The organism is Pseudomonas eutrophicaquae (genome assembly GCF_023544715.1).
In the GTDB taxonomy this organism is placed as follows: Bacteria; Pseudomonadota; Gammaproteobacteria; order Pseudomonadales; family Pseudomonadaceae; genus Geopseudomonas.
The window spans coordinates 43,554-64,739 of the sequence record NZ_JAMJEZ010000009.1; the positions used below are offsets into that span (position 1 = coordinate 43,554).

21 protein-coding genes and 1 riboswitch are annotated in these 21,186 nt (G+C 65.5%); of the genes, 14 read left to right on the top strand and 7 right to left on the bottom strand.

Features of this window, described 5'->3' with window-relative positions; genetic code table 11:
- Positions 1–282: 282 nt before the first annotated feature.
- From MXC11_RS06120 to thiC, 4 genes are all read left to right on the top strand, one after another.
- A complete protein-coding gene (locus MXC11_RS06120) occupies positions 283–1,485 on the top strand; it encodes a trypsin-like serine protease (protein ID WP_250006590.1) in 1,203 nt (400 codons plus the stop codon).
- Positions 1,486–1,539: 54 nt separating this feature from the next.
- Positions 1,540–2,235: a hypothetical protein gene (locus tag MXC11_RS06125; RefSeq protein ID WP_250006593.1), complete on the top strand. Its 696-nt coding sequence runs from the start codon at positions 1,540–1,542 to the stop codon at positions 2,233–2,235.
- A 27-nt stretch (positions 2,236–2,262) separates the two neighbouring features.
- Positions 2,263–2,820 carry a FlgO family outer membrane protein gene (locus MXC11_RS06130; protein ID WP_250006595.1) on the top strand — a complete coding sequence of 186 codons (558 nt, stop codon included), beginning with the start codon at positions 2,263–2,265 and terminating at the stop codon, positions 2,818–2,820.
- Between the two features lie 95 nt (positions 2,821–2,915).
- A riboswitch (TPP riboswitch) is annotated at positions 2,916–3,022 on the top strand.
- Between the two features lie 69 nt (positions 3,023–3,091).
- Entirely contained in the window at positions 3,092–4,993 is a 1,902-nt protein-coding gene (thiC, locus tag MXC11_RS06135; protein ID WP_250006597.1) for a phosphomethylpyrimidine synthase ThiC, read from the top strand.
- A 115-nt stretch (positions 4,994–5,108) separates the two neighbouring features.
- Here thiC and fdxA read toward each other — a convergent pair whose 3' ends face one another.
- Together fdxA and mutS are read right to left on the bottom strand one after the other, a co-directional pair.
- Positions 5,109–5,432 carry a ferredoxin FdxA gene (fdxA, locus tag MXC11_RS06140; RefSeq protein WP_250006599.1) on the bottom strand — a complete coding sequence of 108 codons (324 nt, stop codon included), beginning with the start codon at positions 5,430–5,432 and terminating at the stop codon, positions 5,109–5,111.
- 74 nt (positions 5,433–5,506) lie between these two features.
- The gene (mutS, locus tag MXC11_RS06145) at positions 5,507–8,176 is read right to left on the bottom strand and encodes a DNA mismatch repair protein MutS (RefSeq protein WP_250006602.1); all 2,670 of its coding nucleotides are present in this window, start codon (positions 8,174–8,176) and stop codon (positions 5,507–5,509) included.
- 84 nt (positions 8,177–8,260) lie between these two features.
- On the opposite strand from mutS, the gene MXC11_RS06150 reads away from it, so the two are divergent.
- The 5 genes from MXC11_RS06150 (at position 8,261) to MXC11_RS06170 (ending at position 11,133) form a co-directional block, all read left to right on the top strand.
- Positions 8,261–8,764 (top strand): CinA family protein, encoded by a 504-nt coding sequence (locus MXC11_RS06150; protein ID WP_250006604.1) that lies wholly within the window; start codon positions 8,261–8,263, stop codon positions 8,762–8,764.
- Between the two features lie 93 nt (positions 8,765–8,857).
- A complete protein-coding gene (gene recA / locus MXC11_RS06155) occupies positions 8,858–9,901 on the top strand; it encodes a recombinase RecA (protein WP_250006606.1) in 1,044 nt (347 codons plus the stop codon).
- A 4-nt stretch (positions 9,902–9,905) separates the two neighbouring features.
- The gene (gene recX, locus MXC11_RS06160; protein WP_250006608.1) at positions 9,906–10,370 is read left to right on the top strand and encodes a recombination regulator RecX; all 465 of its coding nucleotides are present in this window, start codon (positions 9,906–9,908) and stop codon (positions 10,368–10,370) included.
- A gap of 173 nt (positions 10,371–10,543) precedes the next feature.
- A complete protein-coding gene (locus MXC11_RS06165; RefSeq protein ID WP_250006610.1) occupies positions 10,544–10,795 on the top strand; it encodes a type II toxin-antitoxin system HicA family toxin in 252 nt (83 codons plus the stop codon).
- Positions 10,792–11,133, top strand: a complete 342-nt coding sequence (locus tag MXC11_RS06170) for a type II toxin-antitoxin system HicB family antitoxin (protein WP_250006612.1) — start codon at positions 10,792–10,794, stop codon at positions 11,131–11,133. The genes MXC11_RS06165 and MXC11_RS06170 overlap by 4 nt, the downstream gene beginning before the upstream one ends.
- Positions 11,134–11,203: 70 nt before the next feature.
- Here MXC11_RS06170 and MXC11_RS06175 read toward each other — a convergent pair whose 3' ends face one another.
- Both MXC11_RS06175 and MXC11_RS06180 read right to left on the bottom strand, forming a co-directional pair.
- A complete protein-coding gene (locus MXC11_RS06175; RefSeq protein ID WP_250006614.1) occupies positions 11,204–12,298 on the bottom strand; it encodes an LOG family protein in 1,095 nt (364 codons plus the stop codon).
- Between the two features lie 39 nt (positions 12,299–12,337).
- Entirely contained in the window at positions 12,338–13,741 is a 1,404-nt protein-coding gene (locus tag MXC11_RS06180; protein ID WP_250006616.1) for an MBL fold metallo-hydrolase RNA specificity domain-containing protein, read from the bottom strand.
- Positions 13,742–13,856: 115 nt separating this feature from the next.
- Here MXC11_RS06180 and MXC11_RS06185 point away from each other — a divergent pair, with 115 nt between their 5' ends.
- From MXC11_RS06185 to MXC11_RS06200, 4 genes are all read left to right on the top strand, one after another.
- Positions 13,857–16,220 carry a xylulose 5-phosphate 3-epimerase gene (locus tag MXC11_RS06185; protein ID WP_250006625.1) on the top strand — a complete coding sequence of 788 codons (2,364 nt, stop codon included), beginning with the start codon at positions 13,857–13,859 and terminating at the stop codon, positions 16,218–16,220.
- Between the two features lie 98 nt (positions 16,221–16,318).
- Complete coding sequence (locus MXC11_RS06190) at positions 16,319–17,047, top strand: tRNA-uridine aminocarboxypropyltransferase (protein WP_250006627.1); 729 nt, start codon at positions 16,319–16,321, stop codon at positions 17,045–17,047.
- A gap of 90 nt (positions 17,048–17,137) precedes the next feature.
- Positions 17,138–17,785, top strand: coding sequence for a response regulator transcription factor ErdR (erdR, locus tag MXC11_RS06195; protein ID WP_250006629.1), 648 nt, complete (start codon positions 17,138–17,140; stop codon positions 17,783–17,785).
- A 60-nt stretch (positions 17,786–17,845) separates the two neighbouring features.
- Positions 17,846–18,214 carry a diacylglycerol kinase gene (locus MXC11_RS06200; protein ID WP_250006631.1) on the top strand — a complete coding sequence of 123 codons (369 nt, stop codon included), beginning with the start codon at positions 17,846–17,848 and terminating at the stop codon, positions 18,212–18,214.
- Between the two features lie 3 nt (positions 18,215–18,217).
- Here the strand turns inward: MXC11_RS06200 and MXC11_RS06205 are convergent, their stop codons facing one another.
- Complete coding sequence (locus MXC11_RS06205) at positions 18,218–19,144, bottom strand: LysR family transcriptional regulator (RefSeq protein ID WP_250006633.1); 927 nt, start codon at positions 19,142–19,144, stop codon at positions 18,218–18,220.
- 114 nt (positions 19,145–19,258) lie between these two features.
- Here MXC11_RS06205 and fpr point away from each other — a divergent pair, with 114 nt between their 5' ends.
- Positions 19,259–20,035 carry a ferredoxin-NADP reductase gene (fpr, locus tag MXC11_RS06210; RefSeq protein WP_250006635.1) on the top strand — a complete coding sequence of 259 codons (777 nt, stop codon included), beginning with the start codon at positions 19,259–19,261 and terminating at the stop codon, positions 20,033–20,035.
- Between the two features lie 2 nt (positions 20,036–20,037).
- Here fpr and tsaA read toward each other — a convergent pair whose 3' ends face one another.
- A complete protein-coding gene (gene tsaA / locus MXC11_RS06215; RefSeq protein ID WP_250006637.1) occupies positions 20,038–20,730 on the bottom strand; it encodes a tRNA (N6-threonylcarbamoyladenosine(37)-N6)-methyltransferase TrmO in 693 nt (230 codons plus the stop codon).
- A 45-nt stretch (positions 20,731–20,775) separates the two neighbouring features.
- The gene (locus tag MXC11_RS06220) at positions 20,776–21,141 is read right to left on the bottom strand and encodes a hypothetical protein (RefSeq protein ID WP_250006639.1); all 366 of its coding nucleotides are present in this window, start codon (positions 21,139–21,141) and stop codon (positions 20,776–20,778) included.
- Between the last annotated feature and the right edge of the window lie 45 nt (positions 21,142–21,186).

Sequence of the window (21,186 nt, forward strand, 5' to 3'; positions counted from 1 at the left end):
GGCAGCGGCAGGGCTCTGCGCCGCGCCTTTGCCACCTGATGCCCCGCAGTACGCAAAATATTTGTACAGGATGATTTGATCTGTACAGATAGGCGTCTAGCCTCTGCTCATAACCTGTACGAATGGCGCTGCGCTTGTACAGGTTTTTCGGCGCAGCGCCCTTTCTACCTGCCTTGATGACCCTTGTTGTGACCCTGAGGCCTGAACGGCGAACGGGCCGCGCACACGAGCGTCACCCGCGAGCGGCGGCAGGTACTTCGGCAGAGGGTGTGGAGGTGGATCATGGTTGCGCTGGCTTATGCCCCGAACAATCCCCCGACCGGCAGTGTCAGTGCGGTAGATGCCTTGGGTGGCGTGGTACGCATCTCCTCGGGCGGCAGCTACGGCACCGGTGTGCTGCTGTTTGATGGCCGCGCGGTACTGACCGCCGCCCACATCTTCAAGGATCCGCAGCGTGCCACGGTGCACTTTGAGACCGCCAGCGGGCGCCAGTCGCTGGTCAGCGAGCGGATCATCTTCCATGCCGGCTATGATGCGGTGAACTATAACAACGACCTGGCGCTGGTCTGGCTGCCCGAGGCGGCGCCGCGTGAGGCCCTGCGCCACGGCCTTTACCGCGCCAGTGACGAGATCGGTCAGCGCTTTGAGCTGGTCGGCTACGGCCGGCCGGGGCTGGGGGATACCGGGATTGATCGCAGCGACAGCGGTGCGCCGATCCGCCAGCAGGCCAGCAACCAGTTCGATGCCGATGTCGGCAGCCTGACAAGCCAGGTCAACCTGAGCTGGGCGCCGCTGGCCGGCAGCCAGCTGCTCGCCGACTTCGACAACGGGCAGGCCGCGCAGGATGCGCTGGGCCGTCTGATCGGTCGCAGCAGTACAGGCCTTGGGCGCGAGGAGGGCTCACTGACCCCCGGTGACAGTGGCGGTCCGGCCTTCATCGGCAACCAGGTGGCCGGCATCGCCAGCTATACCGCCACCGTCAATCGCGGCAACATCAAGCCGGATGTCGACACGCTGCTCAACAGCAGTTTTGGCGAGCTGGCAATCTGGCAGCGGGTCAGCCATTACCAGCAGTGGATCGATCAGACCCAGCGCGCCCAGTACCGTGACGCCCCGACCCGTGCCGATGAGGTCAGCACCACCGTGATCGAGGGCGATCGCGGCACCACGCTCACCTACTTTCTGCTGCAGTTCAATGGTCTGCGCAGCGAGCCGCAGCAGCGCGTCAGTGTCGATTACGCCACCCGCGATGGCAGCGCCCGCGCCGGCGAAGATTACCTGCCGGTCAATGGCACCCTGGTGCTGTATCCGGGCGAGGATCAGGCGGTGATTGCCGTGGAGATTCTGGCGGACACCCGGGCTGAGGGCAGTGAAAACTTCTTCCTCGACATCTTCAACCCCGTGGGTGGCCGGTTTGGCGAGGGGGTGATCCGCCTTTCGGCCGAGCGCATCATCCTCGACAACGACGGGGCGATGTGGGGCTAGCCCCGCGATGTGGCGTGTATAATCCGGGGCATCCTCCCCAGTCAGGTAACTGCCGTGCGCACACGTCCACTTGTCCGGCTCGGCGCGCTGTGTGCCTTCGCGCTGCTGGGTGGCTGCTTTGCCACCAAGACCAGCCAGGCACCGATTGCCACCACCTATCCCCTCAGCGAGCAGCAGCGCATGCAGGCGGCCTGGCACTGGGAAATCCTTGCCCGCGACCAGGCGCAGCGCATCCTGGAAAACCCGCGCCTGCGTCTGCTGCCACTGTATGTGGCTGGCCCCGAGGATGGAGGGGAGGGCAATGGGTTTCACCGCGGCTATCACGCCTTGCTGACCAGCGAGCTGGTTGCAGGCGGGGCACGGGTTTCGACGGTGGCCGAGCAGGCCGCCGAGGTGCGCTTCGGGGTGCAGACCGTGCGCCATCGCGGGCGCGGCTTCGTGCGGCCGCCGCAGGGCGCTTTCACCGCGCTGGCCGCCGGCATTGCGGTGGCTACCTTGCCCTATAACCACTGGAGCGAACCGGCGCTGGCGCTGATTCCAGGTGCGGTGCTGGCGGATCTGTTCAGTGGCAGCTGGACCTATACCGGCAATGACGAGGTGATCATCACCACCCAGGTGATCGAGAATCAGCGCATCCTCTACTCGGCCTCGAACCTCTATTACATCAACCGCGCTGACCGTGATCACTATGCCCGGCCGTCTGCCCCGCCCAGCCTGCTGCCGATCGTCCCCGTCACCGACCGCTGGTAAGCGGCCCACGCCCTGGAGTCGCAAACCGTGCGCCCTGTCCGACTGCTGACCTGTCTACTGCTGGCCCTGCCGCTGGCAGCCTGCGAGCCGATCTACTCGCCCCACACCGCCTGGCGCACGGTCGATCGACTGGCCAGCCCCGATGCCCGGCTGGCCAGCCTGATCGAGCGCGAGGCGCGGCGCATGGTGGCGGCACACCCCAGGCTGTTCCAGCACAGCCCGCTGATCGCCGCCTCGTTTGTCGATATCGACCGGCTGGGCAGTTCCTCGACCTTCGGGCGCATGGCCTCGGAGCTGTTCGCCGGCACGCTGGCCCGCGAGGGCATGTTGGTGCGCGAGGTCAAGCTGCGGGAAAGCCTGTTCATCGAGGCCAGCGTCGGCGAGCTGCTGCTCTCGCGTGAAGTCGAGCAGCTGGCCCGCCAGCACGCCGCCCGCTCGATGCTGGTTGGCACCTATGCCATCGGCCAGAGCCATCTGTATCTGAGTGTGCGGATCGTGCAGGTCGGCAGTGCCCTGGTACTGGCCAGCAGCAGTCTGCAGCTGGAGCTGACGCCAAACCTGCGGGCGCTGCTTGGGGTTTATTGAGTACAGCGCCATCGCGGGCGATCTGCCTACGGGCGGCACAGGCAGCCCGCTGCGACAGGGCTGGCCGCCACGCCCGGCGCCGTTTAGACTCTGCGGGTTTCTTGTCGGGGTGCCTGATGTTGCAGGCTGAGATCGGAAGGGTCCGAATCCCGTTGAACCTGATCGGGTTAGTACCCGCGTAGGGAACAAGATGTCCTCGCCGTCTGGCGGGGGTTCTCCTGCCACTCAGGTTCGCTCCGGCAATTCCCGCTGTCCGTGGAGAGTCGCATCGATGAGTGCCAGCCCGTACCAGAACCTGAGCGAATCCGCCCAGGTCGATCAGCAGTCCGTCCAGCCGCTGCCCAATTCCCGCAAGGTCTACGTCGAGGGTTCGCGCCCGGACATCCGCGTGCCGATGCGCGAGATTTCCCTGGCCGATACCCCGACCGACTTCGGCGGCGAGCAGAACGCCCCGGTGCTGGTTTACGACACCTCCGGTCCCTACACCGACCCGGCCGTACAGATCGACGTGCGCAAGGGGCTGCCGGATGTGCGCAGCGCCTGGATCGACGAGCGCGGCGACACCGAAAAGCTCTCCGGCCTGACCTCCGAGTTCGGCAACCGTCGCCTGAATGACGCCGAGCTCTCCGCCATGCGCTTTGCCCATGTGCGCAACCCGCGCCGCGCCAAGGCCGGTGCCAACGTCACCCAGATGCACTACGCGCGCCAGGGCATCATCACCCCTGAGATGGAATACGTCGCCATCCGCGAGAACATGAAGCTGGCCGAGGCCCGTGCGGCGGGGCTGCTCGATCAGCAGCATCCGGGGCATAGCTTCGGCGCGGCTATCCCGAAGGAAATCACCCCTGAGTTCGTCCGCGAGGAAATTGCCCGTGGCCGCGCGATCATTCCGGCCAACATCAACCACGTCGAGCTGGAGCCGATGATCATCGGCCGCAACTTCCTGGTGAAGATCAACGGCAACATCGGCAACTCGGCGCTGGGCTCCAGTATCGAGGAAGAAGTCGCCAAGCTGACCTGGGGTATCCGCTGGGGTTCGGACACCGTCATGGACCTGTCCACCGGCAAGCACATCCATGAAACCCGCGAGTGGATCATTCGTAACTCGCCGGTGCCGATCGGCACCGTGCCTGTCTATCAGGCGCTAGAGAAGGTCGGTGGCATCGCCGAGGATCTGACCTGGGAACTGTTCCGCGACACGCTGATCGAGCAGGCCGAGCAGGGCGTGGACTACTTCACCATCCACGCCGGCGTCTTGCTGCGCTATGTGCCGCTGACTGCCAAGCGCGTCACCGGCATTGTCTCGCGCGGTGGCTCGATCATGGCCAAGTGGTGCCTGGCGCACCACAAAGAGAATTTCCTCTACACCCACTTCGAGGAAATTTGCGAAATCATGAAGGCCTACGACGTCAGCTTCTCGCTGGGCGACGGCCTGCGTCCGGGCTCGATTGCCGACGCCAACGACGCTGCACAGTTCGGCGAGCTGGAAACCCTCGGCGAGCTGACCAAGATCGCCTGGAAGCACGACGTGCAGACCATGATCGAAGGTCCGGGCCATGTGCCGATGCACATGATCAAGGAGAACATGGACAAGCAGCTCGAATGCTGCGACGAAGCGCCGTTCTACACCCTCGGCCCGCTGACCACCGATATTGCCCCCGGTTATGACCACATCACCTCCGGCATCGGCGCGGCGATGATCGGCTGGTTCGGCTGTGCGATGCTCTGCTACGTCACCCCGAAGGAGCACCTCGGCCTGCCGAACAAGGACGACGTGAAGACCGGCATCATCACCTACAAGATCGCCGCCCACGCGGCGGATCTGGCCAAGGGTCATCCGGGTGCGCAGATCCGCGATAACGCATTGAGCAAGGCACGCTTCGAGTTCCGCTGGGAGGACCAGTTCAACCTCGGCCTCGACCCGGACACCGCGCGCAGCTACCACGACGAGACCCTGCCCAAGGAGTCGGCCAAGGTCGCGCATTTCTGCTCGATGTGCGGGCCGAAGTTCTGCTCGATGAAGATCACCCAGGATGTGCGCGAGTACGCCGCCAATCTGGAGCGCATCGATGCACTGGAGGTTGATCTCAACGTCGCTGACCTGGAGCGCGAGATGCAGGCCAAGGCCGCCGAGTTCAAGGCCCAGGGCTCGCAGCTCTACCACAAGGTCTGATCCACCGCGCGATAACAACGGGCTTGCGGGCCCGTTGTTGTGTCTGGCGGCGGCGCGGCTGGGCAGACACAAAAAAGCCCTGCACGCAGGCAGGGCTTTGGCACCTTGGCGGAGCTTAGCGCTCCAGGTACTGGAGCTTGTCTTTGATGCCATCCCACTCTTCGGCGTCGGCCAGGGCTTCCTTCTTTTCGGTGATGTTCGGCCAGATTTCCGCCAGATCACGGTTCAGGTCGATGAACTCCTGCTGGTCTTCGGGGACCTCATCCTCGGAGAAGATCGCCTGTGCCGGGCACTCCGGCTCGCACAGAGCGCAGTCGATGCACTCATCGGGATGAATGACCAGGAAATTCGGGCCTTCGTAGAAGCAGTCCACCGGGCAGACTTCCACGCAGTCGGTGTACTTGCACTTGATGCAGTTGTCGGTAACGACGAAGGTCATGTTCTTATCTCTCCTCAGGCAGGTGCCCGCCGCGGCAGGGCGGGCGCGATTCTAGCAGCTTGCCCGAAGTGGCGTTATATCTGGGTCTTCCAAGCATATATCAGCTCCAACGCCTGACGCGGGGTGAGGTCGTCGGCCTCCAGACTGCCAAGGGCCTCCAGAATCGGGTGGGGCAGGCTGGCGAACAGATCCGCCTGCAGCGGGGCCGCAGGGCTTGTGACCGGTGCTGGCGTGTCAGCCGGGTTAGGCGCGGGTGATGGGCGGTAGGCGGGGGCGGCGTGCTCGGCCACGCCGTCTGGGTGGACAGGCGCCTCGCCCGGCACCGTGCTACCCGTATGGGGCAGGCTGCTGTCCTCCAGGCGCTGCAAGTGAGTGCGGGCGCGGGCGATCACGCTGCCCGGCACCCCGGCCAGCTGGGCGACCGCCAGACCATAGCTCTGGCTGGCTGAGCCCGGCAGCACATGGTGCAAAAAGATGATCCGCTCGTTGTGCTCGACCGCAGCCAGGTGCACGTTGGCCACCACGGCTTCCGCGTCGGCCAGCACGGTCAGCTCGAAATAATGGGTGGCGAACAGCGTGAAGGCCCGCTGAGCGGCCAGGTGCTCGGCGGCCGCCCAGGCCAGCGACAGGCCATCGAAGGTGCTGGTGCCGCGCCCGACCTCATCCATCAGCACCAGGCTGTGGGCGGTGGCGTTGTGCAGGATGCTGGCTGTCTCGCTCATCTCCACCATGAAGGTCGAGCGCCCGCCGGCCAGATCGTCACTGGAGCCGATCCGGGTGAAGATCCGATCAACCATCGACAGCCGGCAGGCATCGGCCGGCACGAAGCTGCCGATATGCGCCAGCAGCACGATCAGCGCCGTCTGGCGCATATAGGTGGATTTACCGCCCATGTTCGGCCCGGTGATGATCAGCATCCGCGTACTGTCATCCAGATGCACATCATTGGCCACGAACGGGGTGCTGAGCACCTGCTCGACCACCGGATGCCGCCCCTGGGTGATCTCCAGGCACGGCTCCGTGACGAACACTGGGCAGTTGAGATTCAGAGTCAGCGCCCGTTCGGCGAGGTTGCTCAGTACATCCAGCTCGGCCAGCGCGGCGGCACTGTCCTGCAGCGGGGCCAGCGACTCGATCAGGGTGTCGAGCAGTTCCTCGTAGAGCAGCTTTTCGCGCGCCAGGGCACGGCTCTTGGCCGACAGCGCCTTGTCCTCGAAGGCCTTGAGCTCGGGGGTGATGAAGCGCTCGGCGCCCTTGAGCGTCTGGCGGCGGATGTAGTCGGCCGGGGCCTGCTCGGCCTGTACTCGGGGCAGCTCGATGTAGTAGCCATGCACGCGGTTGTAGCCGACCTTGAGGTTGGGCAGGCCGGTGCGGGCCTTTTCGCGGGCTTCCAGGTCCATCAGGTACTGGCCGGCGTTCTCGCTGAGCAATTGCAGCTCATCGAGTTCGGCATCAAAGCCGCGGCGAATCACCCCGCCTTCGCGGATCACCGCCGGCGGGTTGTCGATAATGGCGCGCATCAGCCGCTCGGCCAGCTGCGGATAGGTGCGCACGCTGGCGGTGAGTTGCTGCAGATGCGGGGTGTCGAAGGGGGCCAGCGCCTCCTGCAGGGCCGGCAGGGCAGCGAGGGCATCGCGCAGCCGGGCCAGATCCCGCGGGCGGGCGCTGCGCAGGCCGATCCGCGCCAGAATGCGCTCCAGGTCGCCGATGTGCTTGAGCTGCGGCTGCAGCGTCTCGAAGCGGAACTGCTCAAGCAGCGCGGCGATGGCGTGCTGGCGCGCGGCCAGTTGCACCGGCTGGCGCAGCGGGCGATTCAGCCAGCGGCACAGCAGGCGGCTGCCCATCGCGGTCATGCAGCGGTCCATCACGCTCAGCAAGGTGTTGTCGCGCCCGCCGGTCAGGTTGGTGTCCAGCTCCAGGTTGCGCCGGCTGGCGGCATCCAGCACCACGGCCTCTTCCAGCCGCTCGTGGCGCAGGCTGCGGATATGAGGCAGGGCGCCGCGCTGGGTTTCCCGTGCATAGAGCAGCAGGCAGCCGGCCGCGCTGATCGCCAGAGTCAGTTCCTGACAGCCAAAGCCGTTCAGATCACGGGTGCCAAACTGCTGGCACAACGCCTTGAAGCCGGTGGCCTGATCAAAATCCCACGCGGCCCGCCGCCGGCAGCCGCCGCGCCGCTCGGCTGGCAGGTCCTGCGGCCAGTCATCGGGGATCAGCAGTTCAGCCGGATTGAGGCGCTCAAGCTCGGCGAGCAGCGGCTCCCAGCCACGGATTTCCTGCACGCTGAAGCGCCCGCTGGTGATGTCGAGGATCGCCAGACCAAACAGCCGCTCATCACCGAGCAGCGCGCCCAGCAGGTTGTCGCGCCGCTCATCAAGGAGCGCCTCGTCGGTCACGGTGCCCGGTGTGAGGATGCGCACAACCTGACGCTCCACCGGCCCCTTGCTGGTCGCCGGATCGCCGATCTGCTCACAAATCGCCACCGACTCACCGAGCTTGACCAGTTTGGCGAGGTAGGCTTCTGCCGAGTGGAACGGAATCCCCGCCATCGGAATCGGCTGTCCGGCTGACTGGCCACGGGCGGTCAGGGTGATGTCCAGGAGCTTGGCGGCCTTCTGCGCATCGGCATAGAACAGCTCGTAAAAATCGCCCATGCGGTAGAACAGTAACTGTTCGGGGTGATGCTGCTTGATCTTCAGGTACTGTTGCATCATCGGCGTGTGCGCCGAGAAATCATGCTGGCTCATGGCGGTTCGGCTTCGATCCAGAAAACGGCTAGTGTACGGTATCGCCCGGGCCACCTTCATCGCCTGTCACTGTGGAGCCTTGTTATGCCATCGATCACTGCCCTGGCCGAGCGCCTAGGTCAGCGCCTGCGCGAGCGTGGGCTGCAGGTCAGCTGTGCCGAGTCCTGTACCGGCGGCGGAATTGCCGAGGCGATCACCCGGATCGCCGGCTGCTCAGCCTGGTTTGAGGCCGGGTACGTGACCTACTCGAACGCACAAAAGACCGCACAGCTTGGCGTGCCGGCGGACTTGTTCGCGAAGGTCGGGGCGGTCAGCCGCGAGGTGGTCGAGGCCATGGCCCAAGGGGCGCTGCAGCGCAGCGGCGCGCAACTGGCGGTGGCGGTCAGCGGGATTGCCGGGCCAGGGGGCGGTACGGCCGACAAGCCGGTCGGTACGATCTGGCTGGCCTGGGCCGACCAGACGCGGTGCGGGAGTCTATGCTGTCATTTTTCCGGGGATCGCGCCGCGATTCGTCGGCAGACCATCGAGCAGGCTCTTGAGGGACTGCTGGCGCTGGCCGGCGGTGAGCCGCTGCCGGCAGGACGTTAACCGGTAGGCGACAGACCGTCGCCTGTGGAATAATCGCTGGCTACTTGTACAGCTAAATGCAGTCGAAGGGCTGCCCGGCACGAGAGGATATCAATGGACGAGAACAAGAAACGCGCCCTGGCGGTAGCCCTGGGGCAGATCGAACGTCAGTTCGGCAAGGGTGCGGTGATGCGCATGGGGGACCATGAGCGCCAAGCCGTTCCGGCGATCTCCACCGGCTCGCTGGGCCTGGACATCGCGCTGGGCATTGGCGGCCTGCCCAAGGGGCGGATCGTCGAGATCTACGGCCCGGAATCCTCGGGCAAGACCACCTTGACCCTGTCGGTGATCGCCGAGGCGCAGAAGCAGGGCGCGACCTGCGCGTTCGTCGATGCCGAGCATGCGCTGGATCCGGACTACGCCGGCAAGCTGGGGGTGAACGTCGATGACCTGCTGGTTTCCCAGCCGGACACCGGCGAACAGGCGCTGGAGATCACCGACATGCTGGTGCGCTCCAACGCGGTGGACGTGATCGTGGTTGACTCGGTGGCGGCGCTGGTGCCCAAGGCTGAGATCGAGGGCGAGATGGGCGACATGCACGTCGGCCTGCAAGCGCGTCTGATGTCCCAGGCGCTGCGCAAGATCACCGGCAATATCAAGAACGCCAACTGCCTGGTGATCTTCATCAACCAGATCCGCATGAAGATCGGGGTGATGTTCGGCAACCCGGAAACCACCACCGGCGGTAATGCGCTGAAGTTCTACTCCTCGGTGCGTCTGGACATCCGTCGTACCGGCGCGGTCAAGGAAGGCGACGAAATCGTCGGTAGCGAGACCCGCGTCAAGGTGGTCAAGAACAAGATGGCCCCGCCGTTCCGTCAGGCCGAGTTCCAGATCCTCTACGGCAAGGGCATCTACCGCAACGGCGAGATCATTGACCTGGGCGTGCAGCTGGGCCTTCTGGAAAAATCCGGCGCTTGGTACAGCTATCAGGGCAACAAGATCGGCCAGGGCAAGGCCAATGCCTCGCGCTACCTGGAGGACAACCCCGAAGTCTGCCAGGCGCTCGATTCGGCCATCCGCGCCCAGCTGCTCAACCAGCCGGGGCAGCCGGCGCCGGTTGCGGCAGAAGAAGACGATCTGGATCCGGATCTCTGATTCGATGGCCACTGTGCTCGACAGCCCGGCGGCCATCCGCCGGGCCGCCATGGACCTGCTGGCTCGGCGCGAATACGGCCGCGCCGAGCTGGCCCGCAAGCTGCGCCAGCGCGGTGCCGAGGCGGCGCTGATCGAGCCTGAGCTTGAGCGGCTGAGCGAGGAAGGGTTGCTCAGTGATGCGCGCTTTCTGGAAGTGTTCGTGCGCAGCCGCGCCGCCGCTGGTTACGGGCCGCGGCGCATCCGCGACGAGCTGCAGCAGCGTGGCCTGCCGCAAGGCGAGATTGCCCAGGCGCTGGAGCAGGCCGGGATCGACTGGGATGACAACCTGCGCGCGCTCTGGCAGCGCCGCTTCGGCGAGCGACCGCGCGATTCGCGTGAGCAGGCGCGGCAGATGCGCTTTCTGCTCTATCGCGGTTTTGCCAGCGAGCGGATCAGCCGCTTGCTGCGCGGCGGCACTACGCTCGACTGAGGTGGTTGCCCGAAATGGAAAAAGCCTGCCCCGAGGTACTCGGTGGCAGGCTTTTTTCGTTGATGGATTTGGGGAGCAGTCGCTCAGTGTTGTTGAGGCACGGCCCAGTCACAGAAATAGGTGGTTGATCGGGATCGGGCTTGCAACTATCCCCAGTTGCAAGAGGAGGGGCTATGTCCAAAAATGAAAAGCTACTGGAAAAGCTGCTCAACGAGCGGGCCAGCTTTACGTGGCAGGAGCTAGTGACCTTGCTGCGCCGGCTGGGCTACCGGCAACTGGAGGGTGCGGGCAGCCGGGTCAAGTTCGATAACGGTGACCCTCAGGCGCTGATTAGCTTGCACAAGCCGCACCCGGGCAACGAGCTAAAAACCTATATCCGGCGCCAGGTCATTGGACACCCCAAGGCAGGAGGACTGATTCCGTGAACAACTTGCTGCAACATCGGGGCTATTACGGCTCCATCGAGGCCAGCACTGAAGACAACTGCCTGTTCGGCAAGCTGCTTTTCATCCGTGCGCTGGTCAATTACGAGGGCGAGACGGTGGCCGAGTTACAGGCGGCCTTCCGTGAGGCCGTGGATGACTACCTGGCCACCTGCCAAGCGTTGGGCCAAGAGCCCGAAACGCCCTGCAAGGGCTCTTTCAATGTACGGGTCGGTCACGATTTGCATCTGGCGGCGAGCCTAGCTGCCAATCGGCATCGCATGAGCTTGAATGACCTCACCCGGCAAGCGCTGAGCGAGTATCTGCAGCACCACGGTTGAGCAATCGACGGGTATTCGAAGTGCATACCGGTGCAGGCCTTTCCGAATACCCTTCGATCAGCGTAATGCGTCAGACACTACCGGTCGCGCCCTCACGCTGCCAGTTCTGCGGCAGGTTGATGAAGTCGATCAGCTGGCGCAAACGGCCCTGATCGCGGCCGTTGAAGCGGAAGGTCAGGCGGGTCAGGTGGCAGAACTCCGGCTCGTCACGCTCCAGCTCGCAGTAGGGCTGCTGGCTGAATCCGCCCTCCACGCACAGATCACCGAAGCCCTCGTGCAGCTGCTGCAGGGCATGGGTGGTCAGCGGACGGTTCATGCGGATCGCAAAGTCCCCCTTGAGCCAGCGGCTGGAATGGTAGTTGCGGTAGAAATGGGTGATCTCCACCGCCGCCTCCTCGGCGCTGCTCACCAGTTTGATCAGGCTCATGTCGCTGGGCAGGATGTAGCGGTTATCTTCCAGCTGCTGGCGGACAAAGTGCAGGAAGTCCTTCCAGTAGCGCCCTTCCTCGACATCGATCATCACCACCGGCACGATCGGACTCTTGCCGGTCTGGATCAGGGTCAGCACTTCCAGCGCCTCATCGAGGGTGCCAAAGCCGCCCGGGAACAGCACCATCGCATCCGCTTCCTTGACGAAGAACAGCTTGCGCAGGAAGAAGAAGTGGAAGGACAAGAGGTTGCCGGTGCCATGCACCACCTCGTTGGCGCGCTGCTCGAAGGGCAGGGCGATGTTCAGGCCGAGGCTGTGCTCAAGCCCTGCGCCTTCGTGGGCGGCGGCCATGATGCCGTCCCCCGCACCGGTCACCGTCATCAGGTCATGATGGGTGAACAGCTTGCCCAGCTCGCGGGCCAGCAGATAGAGCGGATGGTCGGTCGGGGTGCGCGCTGAGCCGAATACCGTGACCTTGCGGCGGCGCTTGAACTGCTCGAGCATGCTGAAGGCATTTTCCATTTCGCGCAGGGTCTGCAGCATGATCTTGGCGTCCCAGCGGTTGCGATCCGCCTCGGCCATGCGCACCACGGTCATGAGCATTTCCCGGTACAGCGCCTGGTTGGGGCTGCCGGGCGGCACGCTCATGCTGATCAGCTCATCGAGCTTGTCACCCAGATCAATGGCGGTGGTCTGGAAATGGCGGGACAGGTAATCGTTGTTGTCGTAAGGCATGGTGGAACTCCTTGTTCTGGGCTGCGTGTTCTGGACTGCTCAGAGGGCGATCTGCTCGCCGGGCTCCGGGATCGTCGCGGTCCACTGCAGGCGCTCCTGCAGCGCCTGTTGCAGCACGTGCATCTTTTCCCGCTCGCCATGCACCAGATACAGCTCGGGGCGGTGGGTGAAATGGCTGACCCAGTCGATCAGTTGCGACTGGCCAGCATGGGCGGAGAAGCCGCCGAGGGTGTGAATCTGCGCGCGTACGGCAATCCGCTGGCGCAGCACGCGCACGGTCGGCGCACCATCGACGATGGCCCGCCCCAGGGTGCCGCTGGCCTGAAAGCCCGGGAAGACCACATGGCACTCCGGGCGCCACAAGTTGTGCTTGAAGTGATGGACGATGCGCCCGCCGTTGCACATGCCGCTGCCGGCAATGATGATCGCGCCACTCTTGACCCGGTTGATCGCCATCGAGTCGTCTGACTTGGGCGTGCAGTGCAGCACCGGCAGCCAGTCTTCGATGCGGCTGACCCCGTTTTGCGCCAGCAGGGCGCGGTCCTTGGGATCGAACTGCTCGTGGTAGCGCTGGTAGATGGCGTTGGCCTTGATGGCCATCGGGCTGTCGAGGAACACCGCCTGCTGCGGCAGGCGACCCTGCTGGTAGAACTGGCCGAGGTAGAACAGCAGATCCTGGGTGCGGCCGACCGAGAACGAGGGAATCAGCACGTTGCCGCCCTCGCGGTGGGCGCGGGCGAGGATATCGGCCAGCTCGTCCAGGGTGTCCGGGGTGCAGCGGTGATCGCGATCGCCGTAGGTGGACTCCATCAGCACCACATCGGCCTGATCGAGAATCGCCGGATCGCGCATCAGCGGCGAGCAGGTGTTGCCGAGATCCCCGGAGAACACCAGACGGCGGGTCAGGCCATGATCGTGGACTTCCAGCTCAACGATCGCCGAACCCAGAATGTGCCCGGCATCGTGGAAGGTCACGCTGATGCCCTTGGCGACCTCGGTCTTTGCGCCATACACAAGCGGACGACGCAGTTGCAGGGCCAGTTCGGTATCCGCCTCGGTGTACAGCGGCTGTACCGCGGGTTTGCCGAGGCGCGCGCGCCAGCGGCTTTCCCACTCGGCGTCCTTCTCCTGCAGGCTGGCGGAGTCGAGCAGCATCAGTTCGAGCAGGTCGCAGGTGGCGTCGGTGGCGTAGATCGGCCCGCGGTAACCCTTGGCGGCCAGGCGCGGCAGCAGGCCGCTGTGGTCGATGTGCGCGTGGGAGAGCACCACCGCATCAAGGCTCAGCGGGTCGAAGGGAAAGGGCTCGCGGTTGCGCGCTTCATCATCGCGGCATCCCTGGTGCATGCCGCATTCCAGCAGCACCCGGGCACCGTCACGGCTTTCGAGCAGGTAGCAGGAACCGGTGACTTGCTGGATGGCACCGATAAAGGTCAGCAGGGCCATGGGGCATTCCTTGTGTAAGAAAAGAGGGCCTGCCGGCACTGCTGGGCATACAGGTACCCGGCAGTCGGCGCAGGCGTTCTAGACTGAGCATAAACGACTTGCGGGGAATCCTTTCATGTCTCATCAGCTTTTGCCCAGCTTTGAAGAACTCGAGGCGCATGCCGAGCAGTATCCGGAGTTTGCCCGCTGGCGTGCGGGCTATGGTCCGTTGCGACACAGTGCCGAGACGCAGGCCGGCGTCTTTCGCCTCGCCCATCGCCTGGTGCAGGCCGGCCAGCAGCCGGATCTGCCCAGCGTCTACTGCCTGCTGGAAGCGCTGGATCGACTGACCTGCGCCGGGCAATGGCTGGTGCTGCACATGGGCTATGCCCGTCGCGTGCATCTGGATGGCGCGCCGCTGATGCCTGAGGACTTCAAGGCACAGCCCTTCACCGCTATCCGCGATGCGCTGCCCTGGGTGCCCGCCTATGCCGGCTATCTGGCGCTCAATGCTCTGAGCGGCGAAACCCGCGCCTGGCGTCTGGGCGAGGGGCGTGCGGGGGCGGCCATCGAGGCGTTCAATGTGCTGACCGGCAACCTGCATCCTGAACAGGCAGCGCGTTACCCCGTGGATGAGGCGGGCCTGAGCCGGTTGGTGGCAGATTTTGCCGCAAGCACGCCGGCGGCGGACGGGCTGGCGGGCGTACCGTTGGGGCCGTATCCCAGCGCCTACACCGCCGGCGCGCTCAGCGAGGGCAGTGAGCCGATATCGATCGTGCTGCAGTGCGTGCACCAGCCGTTGCCCGGTGAGACGCTGGTGGCCTGCCTGAGTGCAGAGGCGATCCAGCGCACCGCCAACTCTGCTGCTATGCCGTATTGGTGGCGCGTCGAGGACTGCGGCGTAGTGCTGCCGCTGGTGCTGGCGGGCGTCGGGGTGCCCCAGTCTGATGCGTTGCCGCCCGATGGGGGAGAGTTTTTGCGCAGCCGGGGCTTCGATCCTGTGCCGTTCGATGGCTGTGATCCGGCCGCCGTTGTCTGCGCCTTACATGAGATGGAGCAGCACCTGGCGCATCGCCTGGATGAGCAGCGCCGCGGGCTGCTGACCGATCCGCTGCCCTTGCCGTGCGGCCTGGCGGAGGATGTAGCGGGTGAGGAGGGGCTGTGGGGGGCTATTGATGATGAGGCGGCGTTGCGTGAGGCCGTGCAGCGCCAGATCGCCGCGCTGTGGGTCGAGCCCGAGGCCCTGCACGCGGCGCTCGCCACCGTGGCGCAGTCACGGCCGGGGCGGGTGCGCGAATCTGAGCAGGCGCTGGTCCAGCGTCAGCCCCCGTTACCACAGCAACCGGCACTGGCGTTCAGTGCCCTGGCGGCCCCGCCGCTGGAGGCAGTCGAGGCGTTCTTCCTCGCGCTGGCGGCAGCTAATCCGGCGCTGCGCCCGCGGGTGGCGCAGCCGCTGCCGACGGCTCCAATCGCGCCGCCACTGGAGGCGCTGCGCGCGGCCTTGCATGAGCGGGTCTGTGCGCCGCGCACGGCGCGCGAATCCCGGTTGGGTGCGGTGCTGGGCACTTTCAGCCCGGAGGAGGCGCTGGCGGTCTGCCTCGCTAATCAGGGCGGGCTGAACCTGCTGGTTTGCGAGGAGGCGCAGGGCAGCGCGCTGCTGGATGCGCTGCGTCAGACGCTGCGTTTTGCCCGCCAGCAGCGCGAGATCCGGCGCCCGGCCGGCTGGCTGGGCTGGCCGCTGGTACTCACGGCGCAGACGTGGGACGGCGTCCAGCCAGCACGCGCCCAGCAGGACACCTCGTTCGGTGAGGCGCTGCTGGGTGAGATGAGCGACGGCATCCGGCTGCTGTCCCCGGCCGATTACAACAGCACGCTGGCGCTGCTGGCGCCGATCTATCAGGCGCGGGGGCGGTTGGCCTGTCTGCTGCTGCCCCAGACTGAGCGCCCCTGCGTGTTCGATGCGCAGCAGGCCGAGCAGCTGGCCCGCGACGGTGCGCTGTGCGTGGCCGAGCACCAGGCACCGGGCGAGCCGCTGCTCCTGATCGCCCACGGCAGCCATCAGCTCAGCGAGATGCAGCGTGCCGCGCAGCGCCTGAGTGAGGTCGGGCTGGCGTGGCTGCTGGTGTATCTGCAGGAGCCGGGGCGTTTTCGTGCGCCGCGCGATGAGCTGGAGCAGGCAGTCTGCGCTGAGGATGCGCTGCGCGAGGCGTTGTTCCCGGTGCACATCACGCGCCGAGTGCTGCTGACGCATTTGCGCGCTGAAGTGCTGCGCGGGCAGCTCTGGCCACTGCTGCCCGATGCCGCGCGCAGCGTGGTGCTTGGTTATCGCAACCGTGGCGGCGCTTTTGATACTGCCGGGATGCTGTTCGCCAATCAGTGCACGTGGGCCTCGGTGCTGTCGGCTTGTGCGCGGCTCTTGGATATCCCGCGCACCGCGCTGCTCAGCGCCGAGGAGGCCGCGGCGCTGGTCGGGCGGGGTGATCCTGCCGTGTTGCGCTGAGGCGGGCGGGCAGGGCAGACGGAGGCTCTGTTAGACTCGCGCTCCCGTTTTCTCTGCTCGTCACCTGCCGGCGAGCGCGGCCTGCCCGGAGTTGCCCGATGTCCCACAGTGTTGCCCGTCTGCGCGAGGAGCGCCTGGCCCGCAGCCTCAAGCCATTTGTTGCCCGAGGCTCGCGGCTGGCGCGCTGCAGCCAGTGCCGTCTGGCGCCCAGCCACTGCCTGTGCGGGATGCGCCCGCAGGTGACGGCGCGCAGCCGGGTCTGCCTGCTGATGCATGACATCGAAGCCCTCAAGCCTAGCAATACCGGCTGGCTGATTGCCGACCTGCTGCCGGATACTCAGGCGTTCTGCTGGTCGCGCACCGCGGTGGATGAGGCGCTACTGGCGCTGCTGGAGGATCCGACCTGCCAGCCTTATGTGGTGTTTCCCGGTGAATATGCCGCGCCCGAGCGGGTCGTGCAGCAGGTTGCCGCGCCGCCGGCGGCGGATGCGCCCGCGCGGCGGCCGCTGTTCATCCTCTTGGACGCCACCTGGACCGAGGCGCGCAAGATGTTTCGCAAAAGCCCGTACCTTGAGCGCTTTCCGGTGCTCAGCCTGACCCCTGAGCAGCAATCGCGTTACCGCCTGCGCCGCTCGACCCGTGGCGAGCATTTGTGTACCGCCGAGGTGGCCGCGCTGTGTCTGGAGCTGGCCGGTGACAGCCGCGCGGCGCAGACGCTGGATGCCTATCTGGATGTGTTCAGCGAGCGCTATCTGGGCAGCAAGCGCCAGCAGGCGGCCAATCTGGACAGCGAGGCCCATCAGCGTCTTCAGGCGTTTCTGGACTGATCCCCGGGGCGATTGCCGGCACGGGCTGGTACCCTGCGCCAGTGAGTCGCAGTAGAATGCCCACCCGCACCAATAACCGCAGGACCTGTCATGGCCACCTACGAAATCCTGATTGCCGACGATCACCCGCTGTTTCGCAGTGCCATGCAGCAGGCCCTGACCTTCGGGCTCGGTGATGAGGCGCGCTTGATCGAGGTCGCCAGCATCACCGAGCTGGAGGCGCATCTGGAGGCCAAGCGTGACTGGGATCTGGTGCTGCTCGATCTGAATATGCCCGGCGCCTACGGCTTCTCTGGATTGGTGCTGCTGCGTGGGCAGTATCCGCAGATCCCGGTGGTGATGGTCTCGGCCCAGGAGGAGGCGGCGGTGGTACAACGCTCGCGCGAGTTCGGTGCCAGCGGCTTCATCCCCAAATCCAGCCCGTTGGAAACCATCCAGAGCGCCGTGCGCGCGGTGCTGGACGGCGATACCTGGTGGCCGCCGCAGCTGGAAGAGGCCGCCGCGCTGTCCGATGAGATGCGTGCCGCCAGCGAAGGGCTGGCCAGCCTCACTCCCCAGCAGTTCCGGGTGCTGACCATGGTCTGCGAGGGGCTGCTGAACAAGCAGATTGCCTACGAGCTGAGTGTTTCCGAGGCTACCGTCAAGGCGCATGTGACGGCGATCTTCCGCAAGCTGGGTGTGCGGACCCGTACCCAGGCCGCGCTGCTGCTGCAGCAGATGGAGTCGGTGCCCTCTTAAGGTAGGCGCAAGCTGCGCGCGGCAGACTGGCTGCTTTCGTTCAGTCCATCCAGGTGATCCATGACATCCCCCTTCAAGGGCCAGCGCGGCCTGCAGCGCATCTTCAATGCCGCGGGGTACTCCCGCGACGGCCTGCTGGCAGCTCTGCGCGGTGAGGCGGCATTCCGCCAGCTGGTGCTGCTCAACCTGCTGCTGGTGCCGCTGGCTTTCGTGCTGGAGGTATCGCGTGCTGAGCGCGCGCTGCTGGTGGCGGCATGCCTGCTGGCGCTGATTGTCGAGCTGCTCAACTCGGCGATCGAGGCGGTGGTCGATCGCATCTCTCTGGAGCGTCACCCGCTGTCCAAGAATGCCAAGGACATGGGCAGCGCCGCGCAACTGGTGGCGCTGACCCTGATTGCGCTGGTGTGGGGCATCATCCTGCTGGGCTGAGTTTCAGGGCACTGCGGGCAAGGGCAGCTGGTCGCTGTGCTGGGCGCCGGCGCTGAACTGACGGCACAGCGCGACAAAGGCCTGCATGGCGCTGCTCTGGTACTTCTGGCGATGCCAGATAAAGCTGAACTGACGGCGCAGATCCAGCTCCGGGGTCTGCAGGGCCACCAGACTGCCGCGGCGCAGGGCATCGCGCAGCGCCAGCCGTGAGACGCAGCCGATCCCCAGCCCCGATTCCACCGCCCGCTTGATCGCCTCGGTATGCGCCAGTTCCAGCCGCACATCCAGCCGCGACAAATGATGGCGCATGCCCTGATCGAAGGTCAGCCGGGTACCCGACCCCTGCTCGCGCAGAATCCACGCCTCGCGGGTCAGGGCCTGCAGGGAGGCATGGCCCTGTGCGGCCAGGGGATGCTGTGGCGCGCAGAACACCACCAGCTCGTCTTCCAGCCAGGGATGCACCTCGATATCCGCCTGCTGGCAGTCCCCCTCGATCAGCCCCAGATCCAGCTCATGGCGCAGTACGCCCTGCACCACATGGCTGGTGTTCTGCACCTGCAGGCGCACCCGACACTCGGGGTGATCCTGCATGAAGCGCCCGACCAGCAGGGTGGCCAGGTAGTTGCCGATGGTCAGCGTGGCGCCCAGCTGCAGCGCGCTGAACCCGCTGCGCCCCTGCAGCAGCTGCTCGATTTCCGCCGCGCGATCCAGCAGCGCCACGGCCTTGGGCAACAGCTGTGCCCCCAGCGCATTGAGGGTCAGGCGCTTGCCCAGCCGGTCGAACAGCGGGCTGTCGTAATGGCGCTCCAGTTCGGCCAGTGAGGTGCTGGCCGCCGACTGTGACAACGCCAGCGACTCCGCCGCCCGCGAGACGTTCTCAAGGCGCGCGATGGCGGTGAAGACTTGCAGCTGCCGCAGGGTGAATCGCATATCTGTAATGCCTATTGGGTTTATCTTTAATATTCATTTAGCGGATATATTGCCGCGCTCTAGAATGCGCGGCAACCGGGCCGGTTGATGCCCGTCAGTTTGAGGAGTCCCCCCATGAGCAACCTGATCAGCGAGCGCGTCGTCAGTGTCCACCACTGGAACGATACCCTGTTCAGCTTCAAGACCACCCGCAATCAGGGGCTGCGTTTTGAGAACGGCCAGTTCGTGATGATCGGCCTGGAGGTCGAAGGCCGTCCGCTCATGCGGGCTTACAGCATTGCCAGCCCCAACTACGAGGATCACTTGGAGTTCTTCAGCATCAAGGTGCCGGACGGCCCGCTGACCTCGCGCCTGCAGCACCTCCAGCCCGGCGATGAGCTGATGGTCAGCCGCAAACCCACCGGCACCTTGGTGCTGCATGATCTGCTGCCCGGCAAGCACCTTTACCTGTTTGGCACCGGCACGGGGCTGGCGCCGTTCATGAGCGTGATTCAGGACCCGGAAACCTACGAGCGCTTCGACAAGGTGATTCTGGTGCACGGCGTGCGCTGGGTCAGTGAGCTGGCCTACTCGCAGTTCATCACCGAGGAGCTGCCGCAGCATGAGTACTTTGGCGAGCTGGTCCGCGAGAAGCTGATCTACTACCCGACCGTGACCCGCGAGCCATTCCGCAACCAAGGGCGAATGACCGACCTGATGCGCAGCGGCCAGCTGTTTGCCGACATCGGCCTGCCGCCGATCAACCCGCAGGATGACCGGGCGATGATCTGCGGCAGCCCGAGCATGCTGGAGGAGACCTGCGAGGTGCTGGATGGCTTTGGCCTGAAGATCTCGCCGCGCCTCGGTGAGCCGGGGGATTACCTGATCGAGCGCGCCTTTGTGGAGAAGTGAGGTTAGTCGCGCACCACTTCCAGCACGCGGATGCGGTCGGGCGCTGGGTAATGCCAGCGCACCTGCAGATCCCAGAACAGCACGCCATAGCGGCGCTCGGGCGTTGGGGTCTGATACGCCGGGCGCGGATCCTGTGCCAGGCACTGCTCGATCAGCTCAACCACCGGCTCACTCAGGCGCTGCGCCTGTGCATGCGCCTGGCGTAGCGCCTCGGCATCCCACTCGACTGTGATGGGGTGGGGCGGGGTTTCGGCGATGGCGTTATGGGCCTCTGGCACGCGGTCAGCGTAGGGGACATAGGGCTTGATATCGAGCACCGGCGTGCCATCCAGCAAGTCGATGCCGGACAGATACAGCCGCCCGGCCTCCACTTTGTCCAGCTTGACCACCGACTGGCCGATGCCATTGGGTCGGTGGGTGGCGCGGGTGGCAAACACGCCCAGCGAGCGGTTGCCGCCCAGCCGCGGGGGGCGCACCTTGAGGCGGGGTTCTTCCTCCAGGGCCTGATGGAACAGGAACAGCAGCCAGACATGACTGACCTGCTCAAGGCCAATCACCGCACGGCCATCCTCGAAGGGCGGCAATAGCTCCAGTACGCCACGGGCTGCCGGCGCCAGCTGCGGCTGGCGGGGGATGGCGAATTTTTCCTTGAAGCAGGATTTGAGGATGCCGACGGGGCGAACGCTGTAGCGCATGGCGAAAACCGAAGCAGATAAGAGGTGGCAGGGCGCGCTGGCGACTCAGCGGCAATCGCTGCTCGCGGCGGCGCGCAGTTCGATCAGCTCATCGAGCTGCAGGATGCCGGCATGCTCCTGACAATCGCGGCAGTCTGCCATCTGGGTCTGGGGGCGTACCCGGGCATGCAGGTAGGCCTCTTCATAGGGAACGCCAGCCTGCTGCAGGTAGCGCGCCTCCAGCTGCTCACCCAGCGAAGCCGGTACCACCAGTTGCCAGCTGTGTTCGCTACCGCAGGGGCGCAGCGCGCTGAACTGCGGCCCGAGTGACAGATGGCCATGCAGCTCGCGGCTACCAGACCCTGGCAGTGACGAGGCTGTGCAGCCGGCCAGCAGGGTGGTCAGCAGCAGGGCAGGGAGGAGAGGGTGCATGGCGACAGATCCGTGGTTCACTCAAAAGGGGCTTGGGCTGGCGCC